This window comes from Collinsella sp. MSK.8.10, from assembly GCF_019041915.1.
Classification (GTDB): Bacteria; Actinomycetota; Coriobacteriia; order Coriobacteriales; family Coriobacteriaceae; genus Collinsella.
On the sequence record NZ_JAHPYF010000005.1, the window covers coordinates 98,213 to 119,112 of the forward strand.

19 protein-coding genes are annotated in these 20,900 nt (G+C 60.5%); 2 read left to right on the plus strand and 17 right to left on the minus strand.

Going from position 1 to position 20,900, the window contains the following annotated elements:
• Positions 1 to 209 precede the first annotated feature (209 nt).
• On the plus strand, positions 210 to 2,858 hold the full coding sequence (gene adhE / locus KTF55_RS06785) for a bifunctional acetaldehyde-CoA/alcohol dehydrogenase (protein ID WP_217108146.1): 2,649 nt from the start codon (positions 210 to 212) through the stop codon (positions 2,856 to 2,858).
• An 88-nt stretch (positions 2,859 to 2,946) separates the two neighbouring features.
• Positions 2,947 to 3,711: an aminoglycoside phosphotransferase family protein gene (locus KTF55_RS06790; RefSeq protein ID WP_035138543.1), complete on the plus strand. Its 765-nt coding sequence runs from the start codon at positions 2,947 to 2,949 to the stop codon at positions 3,709 to 3,711.
• A gap of 178 nt (positions 3,712 to 3,889) precedes the next feature.
• Here the strand turns inward: KTF55_RS06790 and KTF55_RS06795 are convergent, their stop codons facing one another.
• From KTF55_RS06795 to rplS, 17 genes are all read right to left on the minus strand, one after another.
• Positions 3,890 to 5,611 (minus strand): proline--tRNA ligase, encoded by a 1,722-nt coding sequence (locus KTF55_RS06795; RefSeq protein ID WP_226790617.1) that lies wholly within the window; start codon positions 5,609 to 5,611, stop codon positions 3,890 to 3,892.
• Positions 5,612 to 6,694 carry a flavodoxin-dependent (E)-4-hydroxy-3-methylbut-2-enyl-diphosphate synthase gene (gene ispG, locus KTF55_RS06800; protein WP_217108147.1) on the minus strand — a complete coding sequence of 361 codons (1,083 nt, stop codon included), beginning with the start codon at positions 6,692 to 6,694 and terminating at the stop codon, positions 5,612 to 5,614.
• A 13-nt stretch (positions 6,695 to 6,707) separates the two neighbouring features.
• Positions 6,708 to 8,069, minus strand: a complete 1,362-nt coding sequence (locus KTF55_RS06805) for an RIP metalloprotease (RefSeq protein WP_217108148.1) — start codon at positions 8,067 to 8,069, stop codon at positions 6,708 to 6,710.
• 25 nt (positions 8,070 to 8,094) lie between these two features.
• On the minus strand, positions 8,095 to 9,282 hold the full coding sequence (dxr, locus tag KTF55_RS06810; protein WP_217108149.1) for a 1-deoxy-D-xylulose-5-phosphate reductoisomerase: 1,188 nt from the start codon (positions 9,280 to 9,282) through the stop codon (positions 8,095 to 8,097).
• Positions 9,282 to 10,181, minus strand: coding sequence for a phosphatidate cytidylyltransferase (locus KTF55_RS06815; protein WP_226790619.1), 900 nt, complete (start codon positions 10,179 to 10,181; stop codon positions 9,282 to 9,284). The genes dxr and KTF55_RS06815 overlap by 1 nt, the downstream gene beginning before the upstream one ends.
• 2 nt (positions 10,182 to 10,183) lie before the next feature.
• Positions 10,184 to 10,978: an isoprenyl transferase gene (locus tag KTF55_RS06820; protein WP_055285137.1), complete on the minus strand. Its 795-nt coding sequence runs from the start codon at positions 10,976 to 10,978 to the stop codon at positions 10,184 to 10,186.
• A 1-nt stretch (position 10,979) separates the two neighbouring features.
• A complete protein-coding gene (gene frr, locus KTF55_RS06825) occupies positions 10,980 to 11,516 on the minus strand; it encodes a ribosome recycling factor (RefSeq protein WP_006236112.1) in 537 nt (178 codons plus the stop codon).
• A gap of 2 nt (positions 11,517 to 11,518) precedes the next feature.
• A complete protein-coding gene (gene pyrH, locus KTF55_RS06830) occupies positions 11,519 to 12,241 on the minus strand; it encodes a UMP kinase (protein WP_035138557.1) in 723 nt (240 codons plus the stop codon).
• A gap of 118 nt (positions 12,242 to 12,359) precedes the next feature.
• Complete coding sequence (tsf, locus tag KTF55_RS06835) at positions 12,360 to 13,229, minus strand: translation elongation factor Ts (protein ID WP_022094736.1); 870 nt, start codon at positions 13,227 to 13,229, stop codon at positions 12,360 to 12,362.
• Between the two features lie 45 nt (positions 13,230 to 13,274).
• Positions 13,275 to 14,003, minus strand: coding sequence for a 30S ribosomal protein S2 (gene rpsB / locus KTF55_RS06840; protein WP_006236109.1), 729 nt, complete (start codon positions 14,001 to 14,003; stop codon positions 13,275 to 13,277).
• A gap of 219 nt (positions 14,004 to 14,222) precedes the next feature.
• Positions 14,223 to 15,143, minus strand: coding sequence for a tyrosine recombinase XerC (locus KTF55_RS06845; RefSeq protein ID WP_217108181.1), 921 nt, complete (start codon positions 15,141 to 15,143; stop codon positions 14,223 to 14,225).
• Positions 15,140 to 16,477, minus strand: coding sequence for a methylenetetrahydrofolate--tRNA-(uracil(54)-C(5))-methyltransferase (FADH(2)-oxidizing) TrmFO (gene trmFO / locus KTF55_RS06850; protein WP_217108150.1), 1,338 nt, complete (start codon positions 16,475 to 16,477; stop codon positions 15,140 to 15,142). Before trmFO ends, KTF55_RS06845 begins: the two co-directional genes overlap by 4 nt.
• A 14-nt stretch (positions 16,478 to 16,491) precedes the next feature.
• Positions 16,492 to 17,424 carry a DNA-processing protein DprA gene (locus KTF55_RS06855; protein WP_217108151.1) on the minus strand — a complete coding sequence of 311 codons (933 nt, stop codon included), beginning with the start codon at positions 17,422 to 17,424 and terminating at the stop codon, positions 16,492 to 16,494.
• A complete protein-coding gene (locus KTF55_RS06860) occupies positions 17,424 to 18,947 on the minus strand; it encodes a YifB family Mg chelatase-like AAA ATPase (protein ID WP_217108152.1) in 1,524 nt (507 codons plus the stop codon). The genes KTF55_RS06855 and KTF55_RS06860 overlap by 1 nt, the downstream gene beginning before the upstream one ends.
• The gene (locus tag KTF55_RS06865; protein ID WP_217108153.1) at positions 18,947 to 19,432 is read right to left on the minus strand and encodes a YraN family protein; all 486 of its coding nucleotides are present in this window, start codon (positions 19,430 to 19,432) and stop codon (positions 18,947 to 18,949) included. The genes KTF55_RS06860 and KTF55_RS06865 overlap by 1 nt, the downstream gene beginning before the upstream one ends.
• A gap of 189 nt (positions 19,433 to 19,621) precedes the next feature.
• Positions 19,622 to 20,410, minus strand: a complete 789-nt coding sequence (locus KTF55_RS06870; RefSeq protein WP_217108154.1) for a ribonuclease HII — start codon at positions 20,408 to 20,410, stop codon at positions 19,622 to 19,624.
• Positions 20,411 to 20,503: 93 nt separating this feature from the next.
• A complete protein-coding gene (gene rplS / locus KTF55_RS06875; protein WP_006236098.1) occupies positions 20,504 to 20,845 on the minus strand; it encodes a 50S ribosomal protein L19 in 342 nt (113 codons plus the stop codon).
• Positions 20,846 to 20,900 lie beyond the last annotated feature (55 nt).

A 20,900-nucleotide genomic window follows, 5' to 3' on the forward strand; every position in this document is an offset into this window, starting at 1 on the left:
ATCGATGTCTGTCCCAACATGAGTGAAAGCACTCATGTACGTCTGTCCCCAATGAGCGGGGCGATGCAGCAGACAGATAGTTTTAGTTAAAGCGGTTCATTTTATTGAAGCGTTTTAGTGTGCCTTTTACGGGAATCTTACCGTTCGCCGAATAATTTCTTGCTATCATGCAAGGCGTAGGGTAAATCTCCGATCGCAAGGAGACACAAATGGTGAAAAAGTCACCGGAAAACACTACTCCCGCCATCGTGGACAACGTGGAGGCGCTTGAGGCCAAACTCAAATCTATGCGTGAGGCCCAGGCTAAATTCGCTGAGTACACTCAGGAGCAGGTAGACAAGATCTTCTACGAGGCTGCTATGGCCGCCAACAAGGCTCGTATTCCTTTGGCCAAGCTCGCCATCGAGGAGACCGGCCGCGGCGTTCTTGAGGACAAGGTCATCAAGAACCACTACGCCGCTGAGTACATCTACAACGCTTACAAGAACACCAAGACCTGCGGTGTCATCGAGCGCGACGACGCTTACGGCATCACCAAGGTCGCCGAGCCGATCGGTATCGTTGGCGCTGTCATCCCGACCACCAACCCGACCTCCACGGCCATCTTCAAGACGCTCATCTGCCTGAAGACCCGTAACGCCATCATCATCTCCCCGCACCCGGCAGCCGCCAAGTGCACCATCGCCGCCGCCAAGCTCGTTCTCGACGCAGCTGTCAAGGCCGGTGCTCCTGAGGGCATCATCGGCTGGGTCGACAAGCCGTCCATCGAGCTGACCAACATGGTCATGCGCGACGTCGACATCATTCTCGCAACCGGTGGCCCGGGCATGGTCAAGGCTGCTTACTCCTCCGGTAAGCCCGCACTCGGCGTCGGCGCCGGCAACACCCCGGTCATCATCGACGATACCGCGGACATCAAGCTCGCCGTCAACTCCATCATCCACTCCAAGACGTTCGACAACGGCATGATCTGCGCTTCCGAGCAGTCCGTGACCGTCATCGACACCATCTATGACCAGGTTAAGGCCGAGTTCCAGAAGCGCGGCTGCTACTTCGTCAAGCAGGGTGCCGAGATGGAGGCCCTGCGTGCCGCCATGTTCAAGAACGGCGCTCTCGATCACCGCATCCCCGGCATGGCTGCCGCCAAGATCGCCGAGCTCGCCGGCATCGAGGTTCCCGCCAAGACCAAGATCCTGATCGCCGAGGTCACCTCCACCGATCCCGAGAAGGAAGAGTTCTCCCACGAGAAGCTCTCCCCGGTCCTGGCCATGTACCACGCCAAGGACTTCCAGGAGGCCGTTGACAAGGCAGAGCACCTCGTCCTCGCAGGTGGCCCGGGCCACACCGCCTCTCTCTACGTGCACCCGGCACAGAGCGAGAAGATCGCTAAGTTCCAGCACGTCATGAAGGCCTGCCGCATCGTCATCAACACCCCGTCCTCGCACGGCGGCATCGGTGACCTCTACAACTTCGGCATGAAGCCGTCTCTAACCCTGGGCTGCGGCTCCTGGGGTGGCAACTCCGTCTCCGAGAACGTTGGGGTGAAGCACTTGATCAACGTCAAGACCGTGGCAGAGCGCCGCGAGAACATGCTGTGGTTCCGCGCACCCGAGAAGGTCTACTTCAAGAAGGGCTGCACGCCCGTCGCACTCGACGAGCTCGGCACCGTAATGGGCAAGAAGCGCGCCTTCATCGTTACCGACCAGTTCCTCTTCAAGAATGGCAACACGCGTGCCATCGAGGCCAAGCTCGATGAGATGGGCATCGCTCACGACTGCTTCTACGACGTTGAGCCCGATCCCTCCCTGCAGTGCGCACGTCGCGGCGCCAAGCAGATGGCTCTCTTTGAGCCGGATGTCATCATCGCCGTCGGCGGCGGCTCCGCAATGGACGCCGGCAAGATCATGTGGATGATGTACGAGCACCCCGAGGCGAACTTCGAGGACATGGCCATGGACTTCATGGACATCCGCAAGCGTATCTTCACCTTCCCCGAGATGGGCAAGAAGGCTTACTTCGTCGCCGTCCCGACCTCTTCGGGCACTGGCTCCGAGTGCACGCCGTTCGCCATCATCACCGACAAGGAGACCGGCATCAAGTGGCCGCTCGCCGACTACGCGCTGCTCCCGAAGATGGCAATCGTCGACGCTGACAACTGCATGACCGCCCCGAAGGGCCTCACCGCAGCTTCCGGTATTGACGTCATGACCCACGCCATCGAGTCCTACGTCTCCATCATGGCTTCCGATTACACCAAGGGCCTCTCCGAGCGCGCCGCAAAGCTCGTCTTCGAGAACCTCCCGAGCTCCTTCACCAACGGTGCCAAGGATCCGCACGCTCGCGAGGAGATGCACAACGCATCCTGCATGGCCGGTATGGCATTCGGTAACGCCTTCCTGGGCCTCAACCACTCCATGGCCCACAAGCTCGGCGCTTTCCACCATCTGCCCCACGGCCTCGCAAACGCAGTCATCCTGACCCGCGTCATGCGTTACAACGCCGCCGAGGCTCCTGTCAAGATGGGAACCTTCTCTCAGTATCCTTACCCCAACGCGCTGCACAACTACGCCGAGATGGCTCGTTACTGCGGTATCGACGGCAAGGACGACCGTGAGGTCTTCGAGAACTTCATCACCAAGCTCACCGAGCTCTGCGACTTCATCGGCGTCAAGAAGACCATTGCCGACTACGGTGTCGACGAGAAGTACTTCCTCGACACCCTCGACGAGATGACCGAGCAGGCATTCAACGACCAGTGCACCGGCGCCAACCCGCGCTACCCGCTCATGAGCGAGATCAAGGAGCTCTACCTGGACGCCTACTACGGCCGCGAGCCCCAGGATTACGCCGTCTGCTAGTTTTAGCACGGTTTTTAACGGCGGGGGTGCACGGGTGTTTCACACACCCCCGCCGTCGCTTCTATCGCATCGTTGAAAGGATGCAACCATGCTGCTACCCGATTCCAAGACCGAGCTCGTCCGCCGTGGCAACAAGGTCGTTTACGACCTGGGCGACAAGATTGTCAAGGTCTTTAACGAGACCAAGCCTGTCTCCGACGTGTTCAACGAGGCTTTGAATCTTGCCCGCATCAATGAGTGCGGCATCCGCAGCCCCAAGGCGCTCGAGGTTTCCCAGCTCGAGAACGCCAACGGCTGGGCGCTCGTGACCGAGAAGGTTCCGGGCACCACCCTTGCCGAGAAGATGACTGCCGAGCCCCAGCGCTTTGGTGAGTACCTCGAGATGTTCGTCGACCTCCAGATCGAGATCCACGGCTACACCTCCCCGCTGCTCAACCGTCAGCGCGACAAGTACGCCCGCATGATCGACAGCCTTGATCAGCTCAATGCCACCACGCGCTACAACCTTCAGGAGCGTCTGGACGGCATGACCAAGGAGTTCAAGGTCTGCCACGGCGACTTCAACCCCTCCAACGTCATCGTCGGCGACGACGGCCAGCTCTATGTGTGCGACTGGGCACACGCCACCCAGGGCTCCCCTGCTGCCGACGTTGCCACCACCTACCTGCTCTTTGCTCTCAACAGCAAGGACCAGGCCGAGGCCTACCTGGAGCTCTACTGCGACCGCGCCGACATGCCCATGCAGGTCGTGCGTCAGTGGACGAGCATCGTCGCCGCTTCCGAGCTCGCTCGTAAGCGCAACGTGAACGATGAGTTCCTGAAGAACTGGATCGACGTCGTCGATTATCAGTAATATCTGAGCGATTTATTTCGCATCGGAGGCACAAGGAAAACCCCGCAGCTCGCATGGGCTGTGGGGTTTTCCTTTTAGATATCGAGGATGCCACAAGATAAAAGGACGGCCCCGCATCTCCCCGATCTGGAGAAATGCGGGGCCGTCCCGTATATCGAACTACAAGCGAAATCGTCGATTAACGGCGTGCTGCCTTCACAAGCTCGGCGACCTTGGCGACGACCTCGTCGATCGCCACATCCTCGCGCTCACCCGTGGCACGGTCCTTGAGCTCAACGGTGCCATTCTTAAGGCCACGCTTACCCAGAACGACCTGATACGGGAAGCCCATAAGGTCGTTGTCGGCAAACTTAAAGCCAGGACGCTCGTCGCGGTCGTCGACGACAACCTCGATACCCTCGGCGCACAGGCCATCAACGATCTGCTCGCAGACGGTAGCGCACTCCTCCTTCTTGGGATCGAGCGGAATCACCGCGACCTCGTACGGGGCAACGGAGACCGGCCAGACGATACCGTGCTCGTCGTTGTGCTGCTCCACGATGGCAGCGAGCGAGCGGGACACACCAACGCCGTAGCAGCCCATGATGAGCGGCTTCTCCTTGCCGTCCTCGTCCATAAAGGTGGCACCCATGGCCTCGGAATACTTGGTGCCCAGCTGGAAGACCTGGGAGACCTCGATGCCGCGGGCTGCGGAGAGCGGCTTGCCGCAGTGCGGGCAGGGATCGCCGGCAACGACGGTGACCAGGTCGGCCCACTCGTCGACGGTAAAGTCGCGCTCGGGGCAGGCACCGGTAAAGTGATAGTCGACCTCGTTGGCGCCGCAGGCCCACTGCTTGGACTCACGCAGGCTCTCGTCGCACACCAGACGAATGCCCTCGGGCAGGTTAACCGGTCCGATAAAGCCCTTATGCAGACCATAAGTCTGGAGCTCCTCGTCGGTCATCATGCGATAGCCCTTGCCAAAGACATGCTCGGCTTTGCAATCGTTGAGCTCGTGGTCGCCCGGAACAATGGCCACGACCGGCTTGCCCTCGGCGTCGATGAGTGCCAGCGACTTGCGCGTGCCGTTCTCGGGGAACCCAAAGAACTTAGCAACTGCCTCAATGGTGCCCATGCCCGGAGTCTCGACCTTGGTAAGCGTACCGTCGCCAGGACCCTCGGTCACGACGACCTTGGTGCTTGCAGCCTCGTCATCGGCGGCAAAACCGCAGTCATCGCAATAGACGAGCGAAGCCTCGCCAGCATCGGCCAGCGCCATGTACTCGACGGAGGTATCGCCACCGATCTCACCGGAGTCGGCAACAACGGGCAGGGCCTTGATATAGCAGCGCTCGCAGATGTTAGCGTAGGCCTGCTTCATCTTGTCATACTCCTCCTGCAGGCTCTCCTGCGTGGCGGAGAAGCTGTAGGCGTCCTTCATGATGAACTCGCGACCGCGCATCAGGCCAAAGCGGGGGCGGAACTCGTCGCGGAACTTGTCCTGAATGTGGTACAGGTTGACGGGCAGCTGCTTGTAGGAGCGCAGCTCGTTGCGCACCAGGGCCGTGACGGTCTCCTCGTGCGTGGGGCCCAGGACGAACTCGCGACCATGACGGTCGTCAAAGCGCACAAGCTCCTTGCCATAGGCGTCGATGCGGCCGGACTCGCGCCACAACTCGGCGTCGACCATGATAGGCATCATAAGCTCCTGGGCGCCGGCAGCGTCCATCTCGTCGCGCACGATATTCTCGATCTTACGGATCGAGCGCCAAGCAAGCGGCAGGTAGGAATACAGGCCGGCGGCCTCCTTGCGGATCATGCCGGCACGGAGCAGCAGGCGGTGACTGGCGAGCTCAGCGTCCGCCGGATCCTCTTTAAGCGTCGGCGCATAGAGCTTAGACATATACATTGCTCGGGTCATTTATTTCTCCTCAATAAGCTTGTCGACCTCTGCCATAAGCGCGTCGACAATTTGGTCCTCAGCTACTTTACCAATGATCTGGCCATGCGAAAAGAGCAGAGCCTGACCACGTCCGCAGGCAACGCCCAGGTCGGCATCAGAAGCCTCACCGGGGCCATTAACGGCACATCCCATGACGGCAATCGAAAGCGGCGCGGCATAGTTCTTAAGCCGCTCGGTGACCTCCTCGGCGATGGGAATCAGGTTAACCTGGCAGCGGGCGCACGTGGGGCACGAGACAATCTCGGGACCACGGCGGCGCAGGCCCAGCGACTGCAAAATTCCCCAGGCGACCGGCGGCTCCTCAACCGGATCGGCTGTGAGCGACACACGCATGGTGTCGCCAATGCCTTCGGAAAGCAAGATACCCAAGCCTACAGAGCTCTTGATAGTGCCCTGGAGCTTGGTCCCCGCCTCCGTCACGCCCAGGTGAAGCGGAACGTGGGAAATCTCACGCGACAGGGCTCGATAGGTATCAAGCGTCGTTTGCACGCTATGGGCCTTGGCAGAAAGCACAATGTTCGTAAAGCCGCGGTCCTCAAAGTGCTTGACGAAGCGCTCGCTCGACATCACGAGCTTCTCGGGCTGCGTAAGCTCGTCGCGCTCGGCGATATCCTGCTCGAGTGAGCCGGCGTTCACGCCAATGCGAATCGCGCACCCAGCGGCGCCCGCGGCATCGATCACGGCATCGACCTTGGCCCAATCGCCGATATTACCGGGATTGATGCGGAGCTTGGCGGCACCGGCCTCCACAGCGCCAATGGCCAGCTTGTGGTTAAAGTGGATATCGGCAACGATTGGCACCGGAGACTCGGCACAGATGGTGCGGAAACCCTCAAGCGCGGCCTCGGTGGGCACGCTCACACGCACGATATCGCAGCCAGCCTGCGCCAACGCGCACACTTGCGCAAGCGTTGCCTGGGCATCAGCGGTATCGGTGCAGGTCATGGATTGGACCACCACCGGCGCGCCGCCACCGATCTGCACACCGCCCACATGCACGGGGCGCGTCAACTCGCGAGGCAAAGGATGGGATAAAGACAATCCAAACACTCCCCTACAGAATAAATCGAAGGATGTCGGAACGAAGCATATAGACAAACAGCAGCGCAAAGAGCGCGATGCCCACATAGCTCACAATCGTCTGGACCTTGAGAGGTAGCTCGCGGCCCGCAATCTTTTGAATGATCTCGATGACCAGCTTGCCGCCATCGAGTGGTGGGATGGGCAGCAGGTTCATAAAGCCAAGCGAGAACGAAATGAGAGCGGCAAACGAAAGGAACGTGGCAGGGCCGGCAGCAGCAGCCTGTGAGGACATAACGCTAATACCCACGATCGAAGAAGACTGATCGAGAATCTCCATCGTATGCTGCGGCTGGAGCAGGCGCATCACGCCCTCCGCTGTCTGCACGACATAGGAGAAAGACAGGCGAGCCGACGTGATGGGGTCTAAACGGACCACCTGCGTAGAGGCATACACACCTAGGCGCTCCTCCTCCTTGAGTGCAACCGTGGTCGAATGCTGCTTGCCGTCACGCTCGTACTCGATGGCGATATCGTCCTTACCGGCGGCCTTGCCGATGGCATCGTAAACGTCCATCCAGGTAGAGCACGATACTCCGTCAACCGAAAGGATCGCGTCGCCGCCCTCGATACCCGCCTTGGCGGCAATAGAACCCTCGTCAACCTGACCGATCACGTTGGTATCCATCGGCACGGTGACACCCGCAATAGAGTAGATGCTCATAAGCAGCAAAAAGCCCGTCAGGATATTGACGAGAATGCCCGCGAGCAGCATAAAGGCGCGCTTGAGAAAACCCTGGCCCAGATAGGTATGCGAACGCTCTTGCGCAAGGAACTCGGCTTCGCCGCACGGCAGCTCCCACACATCGCCCTCGGTAGTCGCATGCTCTCGATCGAAACGGCGGCCGTCAAAGGTGGTGTAACCCGCCGCATCTCGTGGCAGCGTCTGATACTTGGTGGGATAGTAGCTCGGCGAGGGCTTCTCCCCTTCCTCATACCAAGGCGCGATAGAGCCCCAACCCAAGAGCAAGGCGCATGCCTCGAGCACAACCTCCTCGGATAGCTCGAGCTCGACAGCAAGGTCGGCCACGGTCACGCGACCATGACGATAGATAGCCGCGAGCACGCGATCGGCACACGAGACGTCGGTCGGATCCATACCGCAGATGGCAGCGTAGCCACCCAGCAGCAGCGGGGTCACGCCAAACTTGGTTCCAATGCGACGCGACGTGTAATGTATGTCAAAGCGGCACGGCAGGCCCAAAAAGAACTCGGTCACACGGACGCCGCAGGCACGCGCCGCCAAAAAGTGGCCGCCCTCGTGCAAAAACACGAGGACGGAAAGCATCAGCAGGCCCCAAAAGACCGATGAGAGAACGCTCAGAACAGTATCCATAAAACGAAAAAGCAATCCTTATGGGTTAGGAACGGGTTGCGGCGAGCACCTGCGCAGCCTTTTCACGCGCCCACGCATCGATGTCGCGAAGCTGCTCAAACGAATCGACCGCCTGCATATCGTGGGCATCCATGCAGGATTCCACAATGCGATCGATATCGGTAAAGCTGCAGCCATCGTGCAGGAAGGCATCGACGGCGACCTCGTTGGCGGCATTGAGCACGCACGGCATGGTGCCACCCGTCTTGCCGGCACGTTCGGCCAGTGCCAGACAGCGGAAGGTATCCATGTCGGCAGCATCAAACGTGAGCTGCCCCAGCTCGCGGAAATCGATACGAGGCGCCGGGGTATCCCAACGCTCGGGATACGAGAACGCGAACTGGATGGGAATACGCATGTCGGAAGCACCGAGATGCGCCATCACGGAGCCGTCGGCAAACTCGACCATAGAGTGAATCTTGGACTGACGCTGCACGACCACGTTAATGAAATCGAGGTCGCAGTTAAACAGATGCATGGCCTCAATGCGCTCCAGGCCCTTGTTCATGAGGGTGGCGGAGTCGATGGTGATCTTGGCGCCCATGGCCCACGTGGGATGTGCGAGGGCATCGGCACGCGTCACGCGATTGAGCTCGTCGCGCGTGCGGCCAAAGAACGGACCGCCCGAGCAGGTGAGCCAAATACAATGAGCCTCGCGCGGGTCCTCCCCCAGATAGCACTGGTAGATGGCGGAGTGCTCAGAGTCGACTGGAATAAGCTGGCCCGGTTGCGCCAACGGCATAAGCAAGTCGCCGCCGACGACGAGGGACTCCTTGTTGGCAAGGGCAAGACGCTTATTCGAGGTCAAGGCCGCATGGCTCGCCTCGAGACCGGCGGCGCCCACAATAGCGACGAGCACGCAGTCGACATCGTCGCGACGCGCGAGCTCGCAAACCGCCTGCGCGCCAACGCCGAGCTTCGTTCCCTCGGACAACTCCTGCAGCACGGCGTCATCGCCATGAGCGACATCGGCCACGGCAACCGCCGGAACCGAGAACTCGCGGGCAGCGGCAACGAGCTCGGAGGTACTGGAGTTAACGGACAGCGCCGTCACCTGCAGGCGATCGGCATGCTGGCGGCACACATCGAGCGCCTGGGTGCCGATAGAGCCCGTACAACCCAGGATGGCAACACGGAGACGTCCATCGGGGCCATACGTCGTCTGGAAGGACATTACAGCACGCCTCCGATCATCAAAAGCAGCTGCGCGGTAATGCAGCCAAAGATAAGCGAATCGCTACGATCGAGCATGCCGCCGTGGCCCGGGATAAGGTTACCGGAATCCTTAACGCCCACACCGCGCTTGATGCGCGACTCGATGAGGTCTCCGATAACGCCCAGGACGGACACGACCAAGCCGCACAGCAGCGCATAGGGCAGGCTGAGCTTGTAGAAGTGCGTCGCCCACAGGATGAGCCAAATCAAAACCGAGCCCAGGATGCCGCCGACAAACCCCTCCCAGCTCTTTTTGGGAGAGATCTTGGGAACCATCTTGTGCTTGCCGATACGGCTACCCACGATGTAGGCAAACGAATCGGAGACCCAAAGGGACGCGCAAACGCCCACCGAAAGCAGGGCGCCGGCAAAACCGGGCACGGCATCGCGCAGCAGCACGATAGCCGACAGCATAAAGCCAGTGTAGATGGGACCCATGAGCGTCACGGCCACATCAGAGATGCGGGTACGCGGCGACCAAACATACCAAATGCCCACAGCGAGCATCAGGGCAAAAAGCAGGGCATTCAGCAACATCGAATCGCCCAACGCCGACAGCGGAAAGAGTACGGCGGCAGCGATACCCATGCGCTCGTTAGCCATCTTGCCATCGAGCCTCGTCATACGGAAAAACTCATAGCAGCACAGGCCGCTCATGACAGAAACAAAGATGGCAGTGGGCACGATACCCAAAACCAGACACAGGATAAAGACAACAGCGTAGACGATACCCGCGGCGGCACGGGTAATAAAGCCCGCCAGCCACGAACCGGTGCCGCTCTTCGCTGTAGGCGCTCCCGCAGCGGTAGCTTTGCGCGCAGGCGTCTTGGGAGCAGATGCCTTGGGACGATCGGACACGATTAAGCCTCCTCGGTCTTGCTCAGTCCACCAAACCTACGGTCACGGCCCTGATAGGCCAAAATGGCGTCGACAAGGCCCCAACGATCAAAGTCGGGCCAATAGGTATCGGTGACATAGAACTCGGAATAAGCCACCTGCCACAGCAGATAGTTCGAAAGGCGCAGCTCACCAGAGGTGCGAATCACAAGCTCAGGATCGGGAAGGCCGGCGGTATAGAGGTGGGAAGCCACCATGTCGTCATCAATTGCGGCAGGATCAATCTTACCGGCGGCAACGTCGAGCGCGATCTGACGGACAGCGCGGGTAATCTCGGCACGCGCGCCGTAGTTGACGGCAAGCGCCAGCGTCATACCGGTGTGATCGGCGCACTCGGCAAGACCGCGTTCAAAAACGTCGCGGGTCTTCTTGGGCAGCGCGGAAATATCACCCAAAAAGACAACGCGCACGTTTTCGCGCTTCAGAAGCGGCAACTCGTCGATGAACGTCTTGGCAAACAAGTGCATCAAGACGTTGACCTCATGCTGCGGGCGGTTCCAGTTTTCGGTAGAAAACGCATAGGCAGAAAGCACGTCGACGCCCAGGCGCACGCAGGCGGTAATGATCTCGCGCAGCGAGACGATACCCGCCTTGTGGCCCTCAGTGCGTGCAAGACCGCGCGACGTGGCCCAACGACCGTTGCCGTCCATGATGCACGAGATATGGTGCGGAATGTTATTGAGGTCAAGGTCGGAAAAACCGACGCCCGCAGGGGCGTCGGCAAAGTACTCGACCAGTTTATGCTCGTCGTATTGCACCTTAGATCTCCATGACCTCGGCTTCTTTTTCCTTCAGAAGCTCCTCGACCTTGGCGACATACTCATCAGTGTGCTTCTGGACCTTGGCCTGCTCGCGACGGACATCGTCCTCGGTGAGCTCCTCATCGCGCTCGAGCTTGTTGTTGAAGTCGCGACGGATGTTACGGATAGACACCTTGGCCTGCTCGGCGTACTCGCGGCACTCCTTGACGAGCTCGCGACGGCGCTCCTCAGTGGGAGCCGGGAACGGAAGACGAACGACGGTGCCATCGGAGTTGGGGGTAATACCCAGATCGGAAGCGCCGATGGCCTTGACGATAGCATTGATGAGTGCCTTGTCCCACGGCTCGATGAGCAGCATGTGGGCCTCGGGGGTCTTGACGGCGGCAACCTGCGTGACCGGCGTGGGAACACCGTAATAATCGACGGTGATGTCGGACAGAATGTTGGCATTGGCGCGGCCGGTACGGACCTTGGAGAAGTTATGCTTGAGGGACTCGAGCGACTTGTCCATATGGGCGGTGATGTTCTCTGCCATGCTTAATCCTCCTGATAGACGAGCGTGCCGACGGGCTCACCCGAAAGCGCGCGCTTGACGGTGTCCTCGCCATCGATGTTGAGGACCAAAATCGGCATACGGTTGTCCTGGCACAGTGCCGTAGCCGTGGAATCCATAACCTGCAGACCGCGGACGAGAACCTCGTGATAGGTAATCTTGTCAAAACGGACGGCATCAGCGCACTTGACGGGATCCTTATCGTAGATGCCGTCAACCTTGGTGGCTTTAATCAGAATCTCGGCGCCGATCTCACACGCACGAAGAGCCGCGGCGGTGTCGGTCGTAAAGTACGGATTGCCCGAACCGGCGGCAAAAATAACGACGTTGCCCTTGGAAAGGTGGTTGATGGCGCGACGGCGAATATAGGGCTCGCAGATCTCGTTCATCTGGATAGCGCTCATCACGCGGCAGGGAACATCGTTATGCTCGAAGGCATCCTGCAGGGCGAGCGCGTTCATAACGGTTGCCAGCATGCCCATGTAGTCGGCCTGAGCACGCTCCATGCCACCGGCAGCGCCTGCCATGCCGCGGAAAATATTGCCGCCGCCGACAACGACGCCGACCTCATGGCCAACGGCGAGCAGCTCCTTGACCTGCTTAGCAAGATGGTCGGTAACCTTGGGGTCGATGCCATATTGGCCGTCGCCCATCAGCGCTTCGCCGGAAAGCTTAAGAAGCACGCGTTTATATCGGATGTCGGACAAAGCGATCCTCCTTTAGATTGAACTCTCAACATTCTATCAAAGGCTCTAAGAAGAGCCATGAAAAAGCAGGCTGTGAGTAAAACCCACAGCCTGCTCATTACCAGCTACAAGAGCTTATTTACTCGCCACGGACCAGACGGTCAAAGGCAACGACGGTAATGGTGTCGCCGAGCTCCTTGGAGACCTGCTCAGCGTACTTCTTGATGGTGAGGGAGCTGTCCTTGATGAACTCCTGCTCGGTGAGCACGGACTGCTTGTAGAACTTCTCCAGACGGCCGACAGCCATCTTCTCCTGGATAGCCTCGGGCTTGCCGGACTCGGCAGCCTGGGCCATGTAGATCTGCTTCTCGTGCTCGACGGTCTCGGCCGGAACCTGATCGCGGGTAGCGCAGATCGGGGCGACGGCGGCAACCTGAAGGGCAACGTCGTGAGCGAAGGTCTTGAAGGATTCAGCCTGAGCGGTCTCAGCCTTCTCGAAGGCGAACTCGACGAGGACGCCGATCTTACCACCCATGTGGATGTAAGAAGCGAGCGCGCCGTTCTCAGCCTTGCGGGCAGCGAAGCGGGAAATCTTCATGTTCTCGCCCATGATGTGAATCATCTCGGTGAGCTCGGAGGAAACAGTCTCCTCGCCCATCGGCTTCTCGAGCAGAGCGTCGACGTCAGCAGGCTCGGTGGTAGCGACAACCTCAGCGACCTTGGAAGCAAAGCCGGTGAACTTGGCGTTGGAGCCAACGAAGTCGGTCTCGCAGGAGAGCTCGAGCAGAGCGCCGGTCTTGCCATCCTCGGAGACGAACGCGGCAACAGCGCCCTCGTTGGTCTCACGGCCAGCCTTCTTGGCAGCCTTGGCAAGGCCGTTCTTACGCAGAACGTCGACAGCGGCGTCCATGTCGCCGTCAGCCTCGACGAGAGCCTTCTTGCACTCCATCATCGGGGAGTCGGTCATCTCGCGGAGCTGCTTGACCATAGCGGCGGTAATCTGGGCCATTGTGGTTCCTTTCAAAGAGATGAAAAAGAATTAACTAAGACTGATTTACTCGGCCTTGGGCTCAGCGGCCATCTCGGCCTCGGAGACCTGCTCCTTGCCGGAGCCAGCGAGGCAGGCGTCAGCCATGAGCTCGCACATAAGGGTTACAGCGGAGATAGCGTCATCGTTGCAGGGGATGCCGTACTCGACCTCGTCGGGATCGGAGTTGGTGTCGATCAGGGCGACGACGGGGATGTTCAGGCGCTGAGCCTCCTTGATGGCGTTCTCCTCGCGCTTGGTGTCGATGACGAAGAGAGCCTGGGGCAGACCCTTCATGTCGCGGGCGCCACCGAGGTTGGTCTGGAGCTTGGTAAGCTCCTTGCCGAGCACGGCCTGCTCCTTCTTGGGCAGAACAGCCATGCGGCCGTCCTCGACCATGGCCTCGAGCTCCTCCATGCGGTTGATGCGGGAGCGGATGGTAACGAAGTTGGTCAGCATACCGCCGAGCCAACGCTGGTTGATGTAAGGCATGTTGGCGCGCTCAGCAGCGTTCTTGACGGCCTCCTGAGCCTGCTTCTTGGTGCCGACGAACAGCACGTTGCCGCCCTTGGCGACGTTCTTGACGAAGGTGTAAGCCTGGTCGGCGTCGAGGATGGTCTGCTTGAGGTCGAGGATGTAGATGCCGTTGCGCTCACCGAAGATGAACGGCTTCATCTTGGGGTTCCAGCGACGGGTCTGGTGACCGAAGTGGCAGCCGGCCTCGAGCAGGGTGCGGATATTAATCTTGGTAGCCATGTTAAACCTCCTGTGGTTTGCCTCCGCGCGGGGTCATCCTCCAAAACCAACCCGGACATGTGCTACCAAAGCCCGGGCACCACGGTATGAAGTAGCCGCGCGTGCGTGATAAAAACATGTTGCCGTGAAGCAACCCGATGAATGATAGCAGGAATGCTTCTTCCTGCCAACCCGCAATCAAAACCACACACCTGAGTGCGGCGCGGGACGTCCCAGCCACTATTCGCCGCGGGGATGGGCTTGAGCCACAGCTCGCTTAAGCCGATCGGGTGTGAGATGCGTGTAGATCTGCGTCGTGGACAGGCTCGCATGACCCAGCAGCTCTTGAACCGAGCGTAGGTCCGCACCGCCCTCGAGCAAGTCGGTCGCAAAGGTATGGCGCATCGCATGCGGCGCGATGTCGGCCGGAATGCCGGCGAGCGTCGCCAGCGTATGGAACCGCCGCCTGAGTATGGCGGCGCTCATGCGATTGCCGCGCGCCGATATAAGCAGCGGATGCGGCCCGGTAGCGAGGTCACGGCGCTTTGCCTGAGCGAGCAACTCCGGCCTCCCCTCCTCAATATAGAGACGCGTCGCCTCGAGTGCGCGACGATACAGAGGAACAATGCGTTCCTTGCTCCCCTTGCCCCATAGCCGCAGCGTGCGCTCGGACCATGAGATGGATTCCACATTGAGCGCCGCAAGCTCTGAGATACGGGCACCCGAGGCATAGAGCAACTCGAGCATCGCCGCATCGCGCAGTCCCGCGGGCGTCGAGGTATCAGGCGTCTTGAGCAGTGCCTCGACCTGCTGGGTCGTAAGGACGCCCGGCAGGTCACGCGGCAGCTTGGGCGATGCGATCGCCGAGGCCACATCGCCCTCGACAATCCCCTCGGCAGCCATCCAGCGATAGAGAGATCGGATAGCCGACAGGTGCGCCGCAAGCGTTCGAGGAGCCACCTGCTCACGCGAAAGCTCGGCAAGATAGCGACGAATGGTGCGCACGTCGGCAGCGAAAGCATCGATATCCTCGCGCTCGCACCAGGCAGCAAAGCGCTCCAACCGCGAGCCATAGGCCGTCACCGTGTTGGGAGAAAGACCCTCGACACGTGCGATGTAGGCGATAAACGAGTCGACGGTGTCGTACAGGTCACAGGCTATGACCGGTCGCCTCCAAACAGATCGGGGCGAGTGGCCAGATAGGCATCAAGGGCCTCAAGCGCACGGTCCGCATAGGCCTGGTAGCGGTCGCGCTTGCTGCGACGCTTACCGTCCTCGAGCGGCGGCACCAGGCCAAAGTTGACATGCATGGGCTGGTAGCCCACGGTGGCAGGATCGGTCGCATAGCCCACGAGCGCGCCCAGGGCGCCCACGCGGGGCAACTCGACGCCCGCGGCACCGATAGCCTCGGCATAGGTGTTGAGCGCCGCGAGCAGACCGGTCGCCACGGCTTCCATATACCCCTCGGTGCCGGTGATCTGACCGGCCAGGCGCACGCCGGTACCGGGCACGGCAAAGGTGCCATCGAGGACGTGCGGGGCGTCGACAAAGGTATTACGGTGCATGACACCGTAGCGGAAGAACTCAGCGTTCTCCAGGCCCGGCACCATATGGAAGACGCGCTTCTGCTCGCCAAAGGTCAGGTTGGTCTGGAAGCCCACCAGATTATAAGCGGTCTTCTCCTTGTTCTCGGCACGCAGCTGAATCGCCGCCCAGGGGCGACGTCCGGTACGCGGGTCGGTGAGGCCGACGGGCTTCATGGCGCCAAAGCGAATGGCGTCCTTGCCGGTGCGTGCAACCTCCTCGGCAGGCTGGCAGGCCTGGAACAGATCGCCGCCCTCAAAATCCTTGAGCACCACGCGGTCGGCCGTGGTAAGCGCCTCGATAAAGGCCTCGTACTCCTCCTTGTTGAGCGGAGCGTTGAGATAGTCGCCACTCCCCTGCTCCTCGTAGCGCGACTGCGAGAACAGCACGTCCATATCGAGCGTGGAGGCATCGACGATCGGCGCCGCGGCATCGAAGAACGCAAGGGCGTCGCCACCGACGAGCTTCATGACCTCTTCGCTCAGCGCCGGCGAGCACAAGGGGCCGGCGGCAATGACCACGTGACCCTCGGGAATCTGCGTGACCTCGCCGTGAATGATCTCGATATTGGGACGGGCGGCAACCTCGGCCTCGACAAGCTCGGAAAACTTGACGCGGTCGACCGCCAAGGCACCACCGGCGGGAACAGCGGCGCGATGGGCGCAATCGAGCAGGACTGAACCCATGCGCTGGAGCTCGGCTTTTAGTAGGCCAGCAGCGGAATCTGGACGGGTCGACTTAAACGAATTGGAGCAGACGAGCTCTGCCAGGTGATCAGTATGGTGAGCCGGGGAGCTCACCTGGGGGCGCATCTCGCACAGCTTTACGGCAAACCCGCGGTCTGCCAGCTGGATCGCGCATTCCGAACCCGCCAGACCGCCACCGATAACCGTCACCTGATCGAACTGCATCTGCAAACACCTTTCTAATTGACACGTTTTCCATTGTGACCGAAGGGCGTCTGGGCGTGAAGGGCAAACTTGGAGGGCGCATACCTTCCATCCATCATGCGCTCGATAAGGCCCTCGAGTTCAAGCGAACCCAAAAGTTTGAGTACGCCGACGGCATCGAGCGAGACGAGCGCCGCGATGTCGTCGACCTTGAGCGGAGAGGCGATGAGCGCATGCATCACGGTCTGCTGTGTTGGATCCAGGTCGGCAATGCCGGGAGCATCAGGGCGCGAGTAGCGCAGGGTGCCGTAGATACGTGAGATAGCCATCTCGATAGATTCCTCGTCGATGATGCAGCAGGCACCGTTCGCAATGAGGTAATTCGTGCCACGCGACTCGGGCGATAGGATCGACCCCGGCACGGCAAGAAGTTCGCGCCCCAAATCCATAGCAGCCTCGGCTGTAGAAAACGTCCCGGAAGGCATACCCGCCTCGGATACAAAGAGGGCTTGCGACAGGGCCGCGATCACGCGATTCCGGCGCGGAAAGGCAAACTTGCGCGGACCCATGCCCCACGGAGAGATCGACACGACCGCGCCACCCGTATCGAGCGTGCGAGTAATAAGCCCCGCGCTCGAACGCGGGTAGACCACGTCGGCGCCCGTCCCCAGCACCACGACGTGTTTGCCGCCGGCGTTGACCGCAGCCCAACCCGAGGCCTGGTCACAACCGACCGCGCCGCCCGAAACAACCGTCACTCCCGCCTCGACCGCCACCTTTGCCGCAAGCTCTGCCACGGCAAGACCATACGGCGAGGCCTTTCGCGCGCCGATGATGGAGAGCGCGGGCGTCGAAAGCGCCTCGGGGTTGCCGTGCACATAGAGCGTCTGAGGTACATCAGAAAGCTCCAAAACGGTCTCGGGATACAACGCGTCACCTGGATGCAGCTCGAAGGTCCCCTCGGCCATCATTGGTCCCTCCTTCCCTGGTACATCGCCGCCTCGAGCACGTGGTCCTGCGTCACTTGCTCGCTCTCGGCGACATCTGCGATCGTGCGCGCAATGCGAACCAGGCGCACGATGCCACGCCCTGTGAGATGCGTGCGTTTGGACAGACCGAGTACGCATTTCTCGGCAGCATCATCGAGCTCAAAGGTCGAAACGACGCCGTCAATGGACCGCGTCTCGTCATCCTCGGCCTCGGCATCCGCATCGTCCATACGAGACTCGCGCCAGGTGCGAAAAGCGCGACCGCGCACAACGTAGTCACGTAACTCGGCCGACGACATACCCTCCGCGCCCTCGATAATCACCTGGGGATCGGGACGGGTCACATCGATCATCATGTCGATACGGTCGGCCAAAGGACCGCGCAGCTTTGCCCGATAGCGCTCGACCATCGATGCCGAGCAGCGGCACGGCACCTCGCGGTCGCCCAAAAAGCCGCAGGGGCAGGGATTGCTCGCAGCGAGCAGCTGAAAGCGCGACGGGAAGGTAAAGGCCCCGTCGACGCGTACGATCCTCACATAGCCGCGTTCGATGGGCTGACGCAGCGTCTGCAGCACACCCGTGGGAAACTCGGCAAGCTCGTCCAAAAAGAGCACGCCGCCATGAGCAAGGCTAATCTCACCCGGGTGCACCGGGCGCCCGCCGCCGATAAGGCCTGCGGTCGAAATACTGTGATGGGGGCTTCGAAACGGCCGATGACCTGCCAATAAGCCATCGATGTTCTCGCCCAAGACCGAATGGATGCACAGTGCCTCCTGCTGATCCTCAACGGAAAGCTCAGGCAGGATGCCGGTCATACGGCGCGCAAGCATCGTCTTGCCCGATCCCGGGGACCCGATCATAAGCAAACCGAGCTCACCCGCTGCCGCCAGTGCCATGCCGCGTTTGGCAACCTCCTGCCCCAGCACGTCGGCATAGTCGAGTTCGGGCTCAAAAGTAGCCTCCACACCCTCGGAATCCAGATAATGCCGCGCGGCATCGCCCATGCCATGGGCAAGCTGAGACAAATGATCTATGAATCCGCAATCCACGCCCGCGAGTGGCACATGCTGGTCTGATCTGCCGGCGATAAAAGACAGCCCCAAATCACGCGCCAATAACTGAAACGCCACCTCGCCCTTGACGGGAAGCACCGTACCGTCCAAGCCAAGCTCACCGGCGATAAGACAACGATCGAGGTTGTCGCGGGGAATCTGACCATCGGCCGCCAATACCGCGATGGCGATGGGAAGATCAAAGCCGCTACCGGTCTTGCGAATATCGCCAGGTGCCAGATTGACCGTAATGCCCGAGCGTGGGATCTCGAACCCGGCGGAGCGCATCGCACAGCGAATGCGACCACGCGACTCCATCACCTCCATACTCGGGATGCCGAGCATCTGAATGCCCGGAACGCCGCCGGCAAGCGAGACCTCGACCGTGACGTGAATCGCCTCGACGCCGCGGATGCAGGCCGCGTGAACGGCAAACGTCTCGAACGCCATCACGACACCTGCCAATCGAACGCGTTGTACTGATGCTCGATCTCGGCGATATGCCCGCCGCGAATGGTGACACCCACGGCATCGAAGCGAATCGCCTTGAGCGGATAATGCTCCATGAGATAGCAACTTGCGATGCGGCGGTAGCGGCGTTGCTTTTGGGCGTCCACGGCTTCCTCGGGAAAGACCCGCGTGGTGCAATCCAGGGCGACGCGTCTGGTCTTGACCTCGGCCATCACCACGACATCGTCGAGCTCATCAAGCAGCACCAGATCGGCCTCGCCCTCGGTGCAACGATAACCCTGTTCCAGCAAGGTGTAGCCGCGCTCGTTAAAGTAGTCGATGGTGATCAGCTCGCCCAGCATGCCCAGCTCGCGGGGACTGAGTCCCTTGATAAACTCGGGCGTCATCGCCCCGCAGTCGAGCTCGCCGTTTTCCCAACGCTCCTTGAGCCGCTGCGTCTTGCTCTTTTTGCTTGCGGCACTCATGGGGTCTCCTTTCCCGCACACTGCATTGCCCCGATGATGAGGGCACCTTTCATGCGGGTAAGTACCGGAAGCAAACCAAAAGCTGACCAAATGCCAACAAAAAACGGGCCGTACGCAACAATGGTGTTGCATACGGCCCGCTACCAGCTGGTTTACAAAACGCCAGGGGTCCCTGTCTCCACAATTGACCTAGAAAAGCCGCTCAGTCTGCAGAAAGTTTCCGCAAAAGCTCACGCGGTGCAGAGGACAAAGTCCATGTTTGCGAATGGCCTCGATATGCTCGGGGCTCGCATAGCCCTTCGACTCGGCCAGATGGTACTCGGGATACTCGGCGTCGTACTCGACCATCATCTCGTCACGCGTCACCTTGGCCATGATGGACGCCGCGGCGATACAGGCGATTTTGGCATCGCCCTTCACCACGTCGCGCTCGTTGGGAACGGCGCCCAAGGGGTTACCATCCATGAGGACACAGTCGGGTTCAAGTCCCGTATCGGCCACGGCGCCCGCGACGGCGGCACGAATGGCACGCGCCATGCCCATCTCATCGATATCCTTAGGCGCGATATGGCAAAAACCGATCGCCGTCGCCACCTCGGCAATCTTCACCGAGAGCAGCTCGCGGCGCGCCGGCGTGAGCTTTTTGGAATCGTTGATGCCCCAGACGCGCGGCTTCATGGGAAGGCACACGGCGCACACCGTCAGGGGACCGGCCACCGATCCGCGACCCACCTCGTCGACACCAACGATCACCCCATCGCCGCCAAGCTCATGCATAAGCTCGTACATGCCATTAACGCGCTCGCGCTCGGCAACCTCTTTGGCATGGCGTTTGAGGGCGCGTTCACAAGCCTTGATCACCTGCTGGCGCGGGTCCTCGCGATAATGCTCCACGAGGGCGGGAGTCTCCTCAAACGTAGCGCTCGCCAACTCACCGGCAACCTGCGATGCCGAAACCGAGCTCGTCATGTTGGCCATACCAGGCCCTCCTTGCATGCAAATCAGATAAAAAGAAGGGCCACCCGAAGGTGACCCTTGTGTCCAAACGAGTGGACAGACGCTGCGATCTTCTTAGCGCTTCTCGGGGATGCGAGCAGCCTTGCCCACCTTGTCGCGGAGGTAGTACAGCTTGGCGCGACGGACGCGACCATGACGAACGACCTCGAGCTTGGCGATCTTGGGGCTGTGAAGCGGGAAGGTACGCTCAACACCGACACCGAAGGACATCTTGCGGACGGTGAAGGTCTCGCGGGCACCGGCGCCGGCCATGCGGATGACGTCGCCCTGGAAGACCTGGATGCGCTCGCGGTCGCCTTCCTTAATGCGGTAGTGAACCTTGACGTTGTCGGCGACGCGAACCTGAGGAATGTCCTCGCGGATCTGCTGACGCTCGATTGCGCGGATGTAATCCATGTGCAATTCCTTACTCTTCTAGAGGTGCCGTACCACCTTGGCCGGCACGTAGTTG

Coding starts and splice junctions, on each gene's coding strand:
- KTF55_RS06795 (WP_226790617.1), bottom strand. CDS start 5,611: ATGACCCGAGCAATGTATATGTCTAAGCTCTATGCGCCGACGCTTAAA.
- KTF55_RS06805 (WP_217108148.1), bottom strand. CDS start 8,069: ATGGATACTGTTCTGAGCGTTCTCTCATCGGTCTTTTGGGGCCTGCTG.
- tsf (WP_022094736.1), bottom strand. CDS start 13,229: ATGGCCCAGATTACCGCCGCTATGGTCAAGCAGCTCCGCGAGATGACC.
- KTF55_RS06860 (WP_217108152.1), bottom strand. CDS start 18,947: ATGGCGTTCGAGACGTTTGCCGTTCACGCGGCCTGCATCCGCGGCGTC.
- KTF55_RS06790 (WP_035138543.1), top strand. CDS start 2,947: ATGCTGCTACCCGATTCCAAGACCGAGCTCGTCCGCCGTGGCAACAAG.
- rplS (WP_006236098.1), bottom strand. CDS start 20,845: ATGGATTACATCCGCGCAATCGAGCGTCAGCAGATCCGCGAGGACATT.
- adhE (WP_217108146.1), top strand. CDS start 210: ATGGTGAAAAAGTCACCGGAAAACACTACTCCCGCCATCGTGGACAAC.
- KTF55_RS06870 (WP_217108154.1), bottom strand. CDS start 20,410: ATGGCCAACATGACGAGCTCGGTTTCGGCATCGCAGGTTGCCGGTGAG.
- frr (WP_006236112.1), bottom strand. CDS start 11,516: ATGGCAGAGAACATCACCGCCCATATGGACAAGTCGCTCGAGTCCCTC.
- KTF55_RS06855 (WP_217108151.1), bottom strand. CDS start 17,424: ATGGCCGAGGGGACCTTCGAGCTGCATCCAGGTGACGCGTTGTATCCC.
- rpsB (WP_006236109.1), bottom strand. CDS start 14,003: ATGGCTACCAAGATTAATATCCGCACCCTGCTCGAGGCCGGCTGCCAC.
- KTF55_RS06865 (WP_217108153.1), bottom strand. CDS start 19,432: ATGAGTGCCGCAAGCAAAAAGAGCAAGACGCAGCGGCTCAAGGAGCGT.
- dxr (WP_217108149.1), bottom strand. CDS start 9,282: ATGTCCTTCCAGACGACGTATGGCCCCGATGGACGTCTCCGTGTTGCC.
- trmFO (WP_217108150.1), bottom strand. CDS start 16,477: ATGCAGTTCGATCAGGTGACGGTTATCGGTGGCGGTCTGGCGGGTTCG.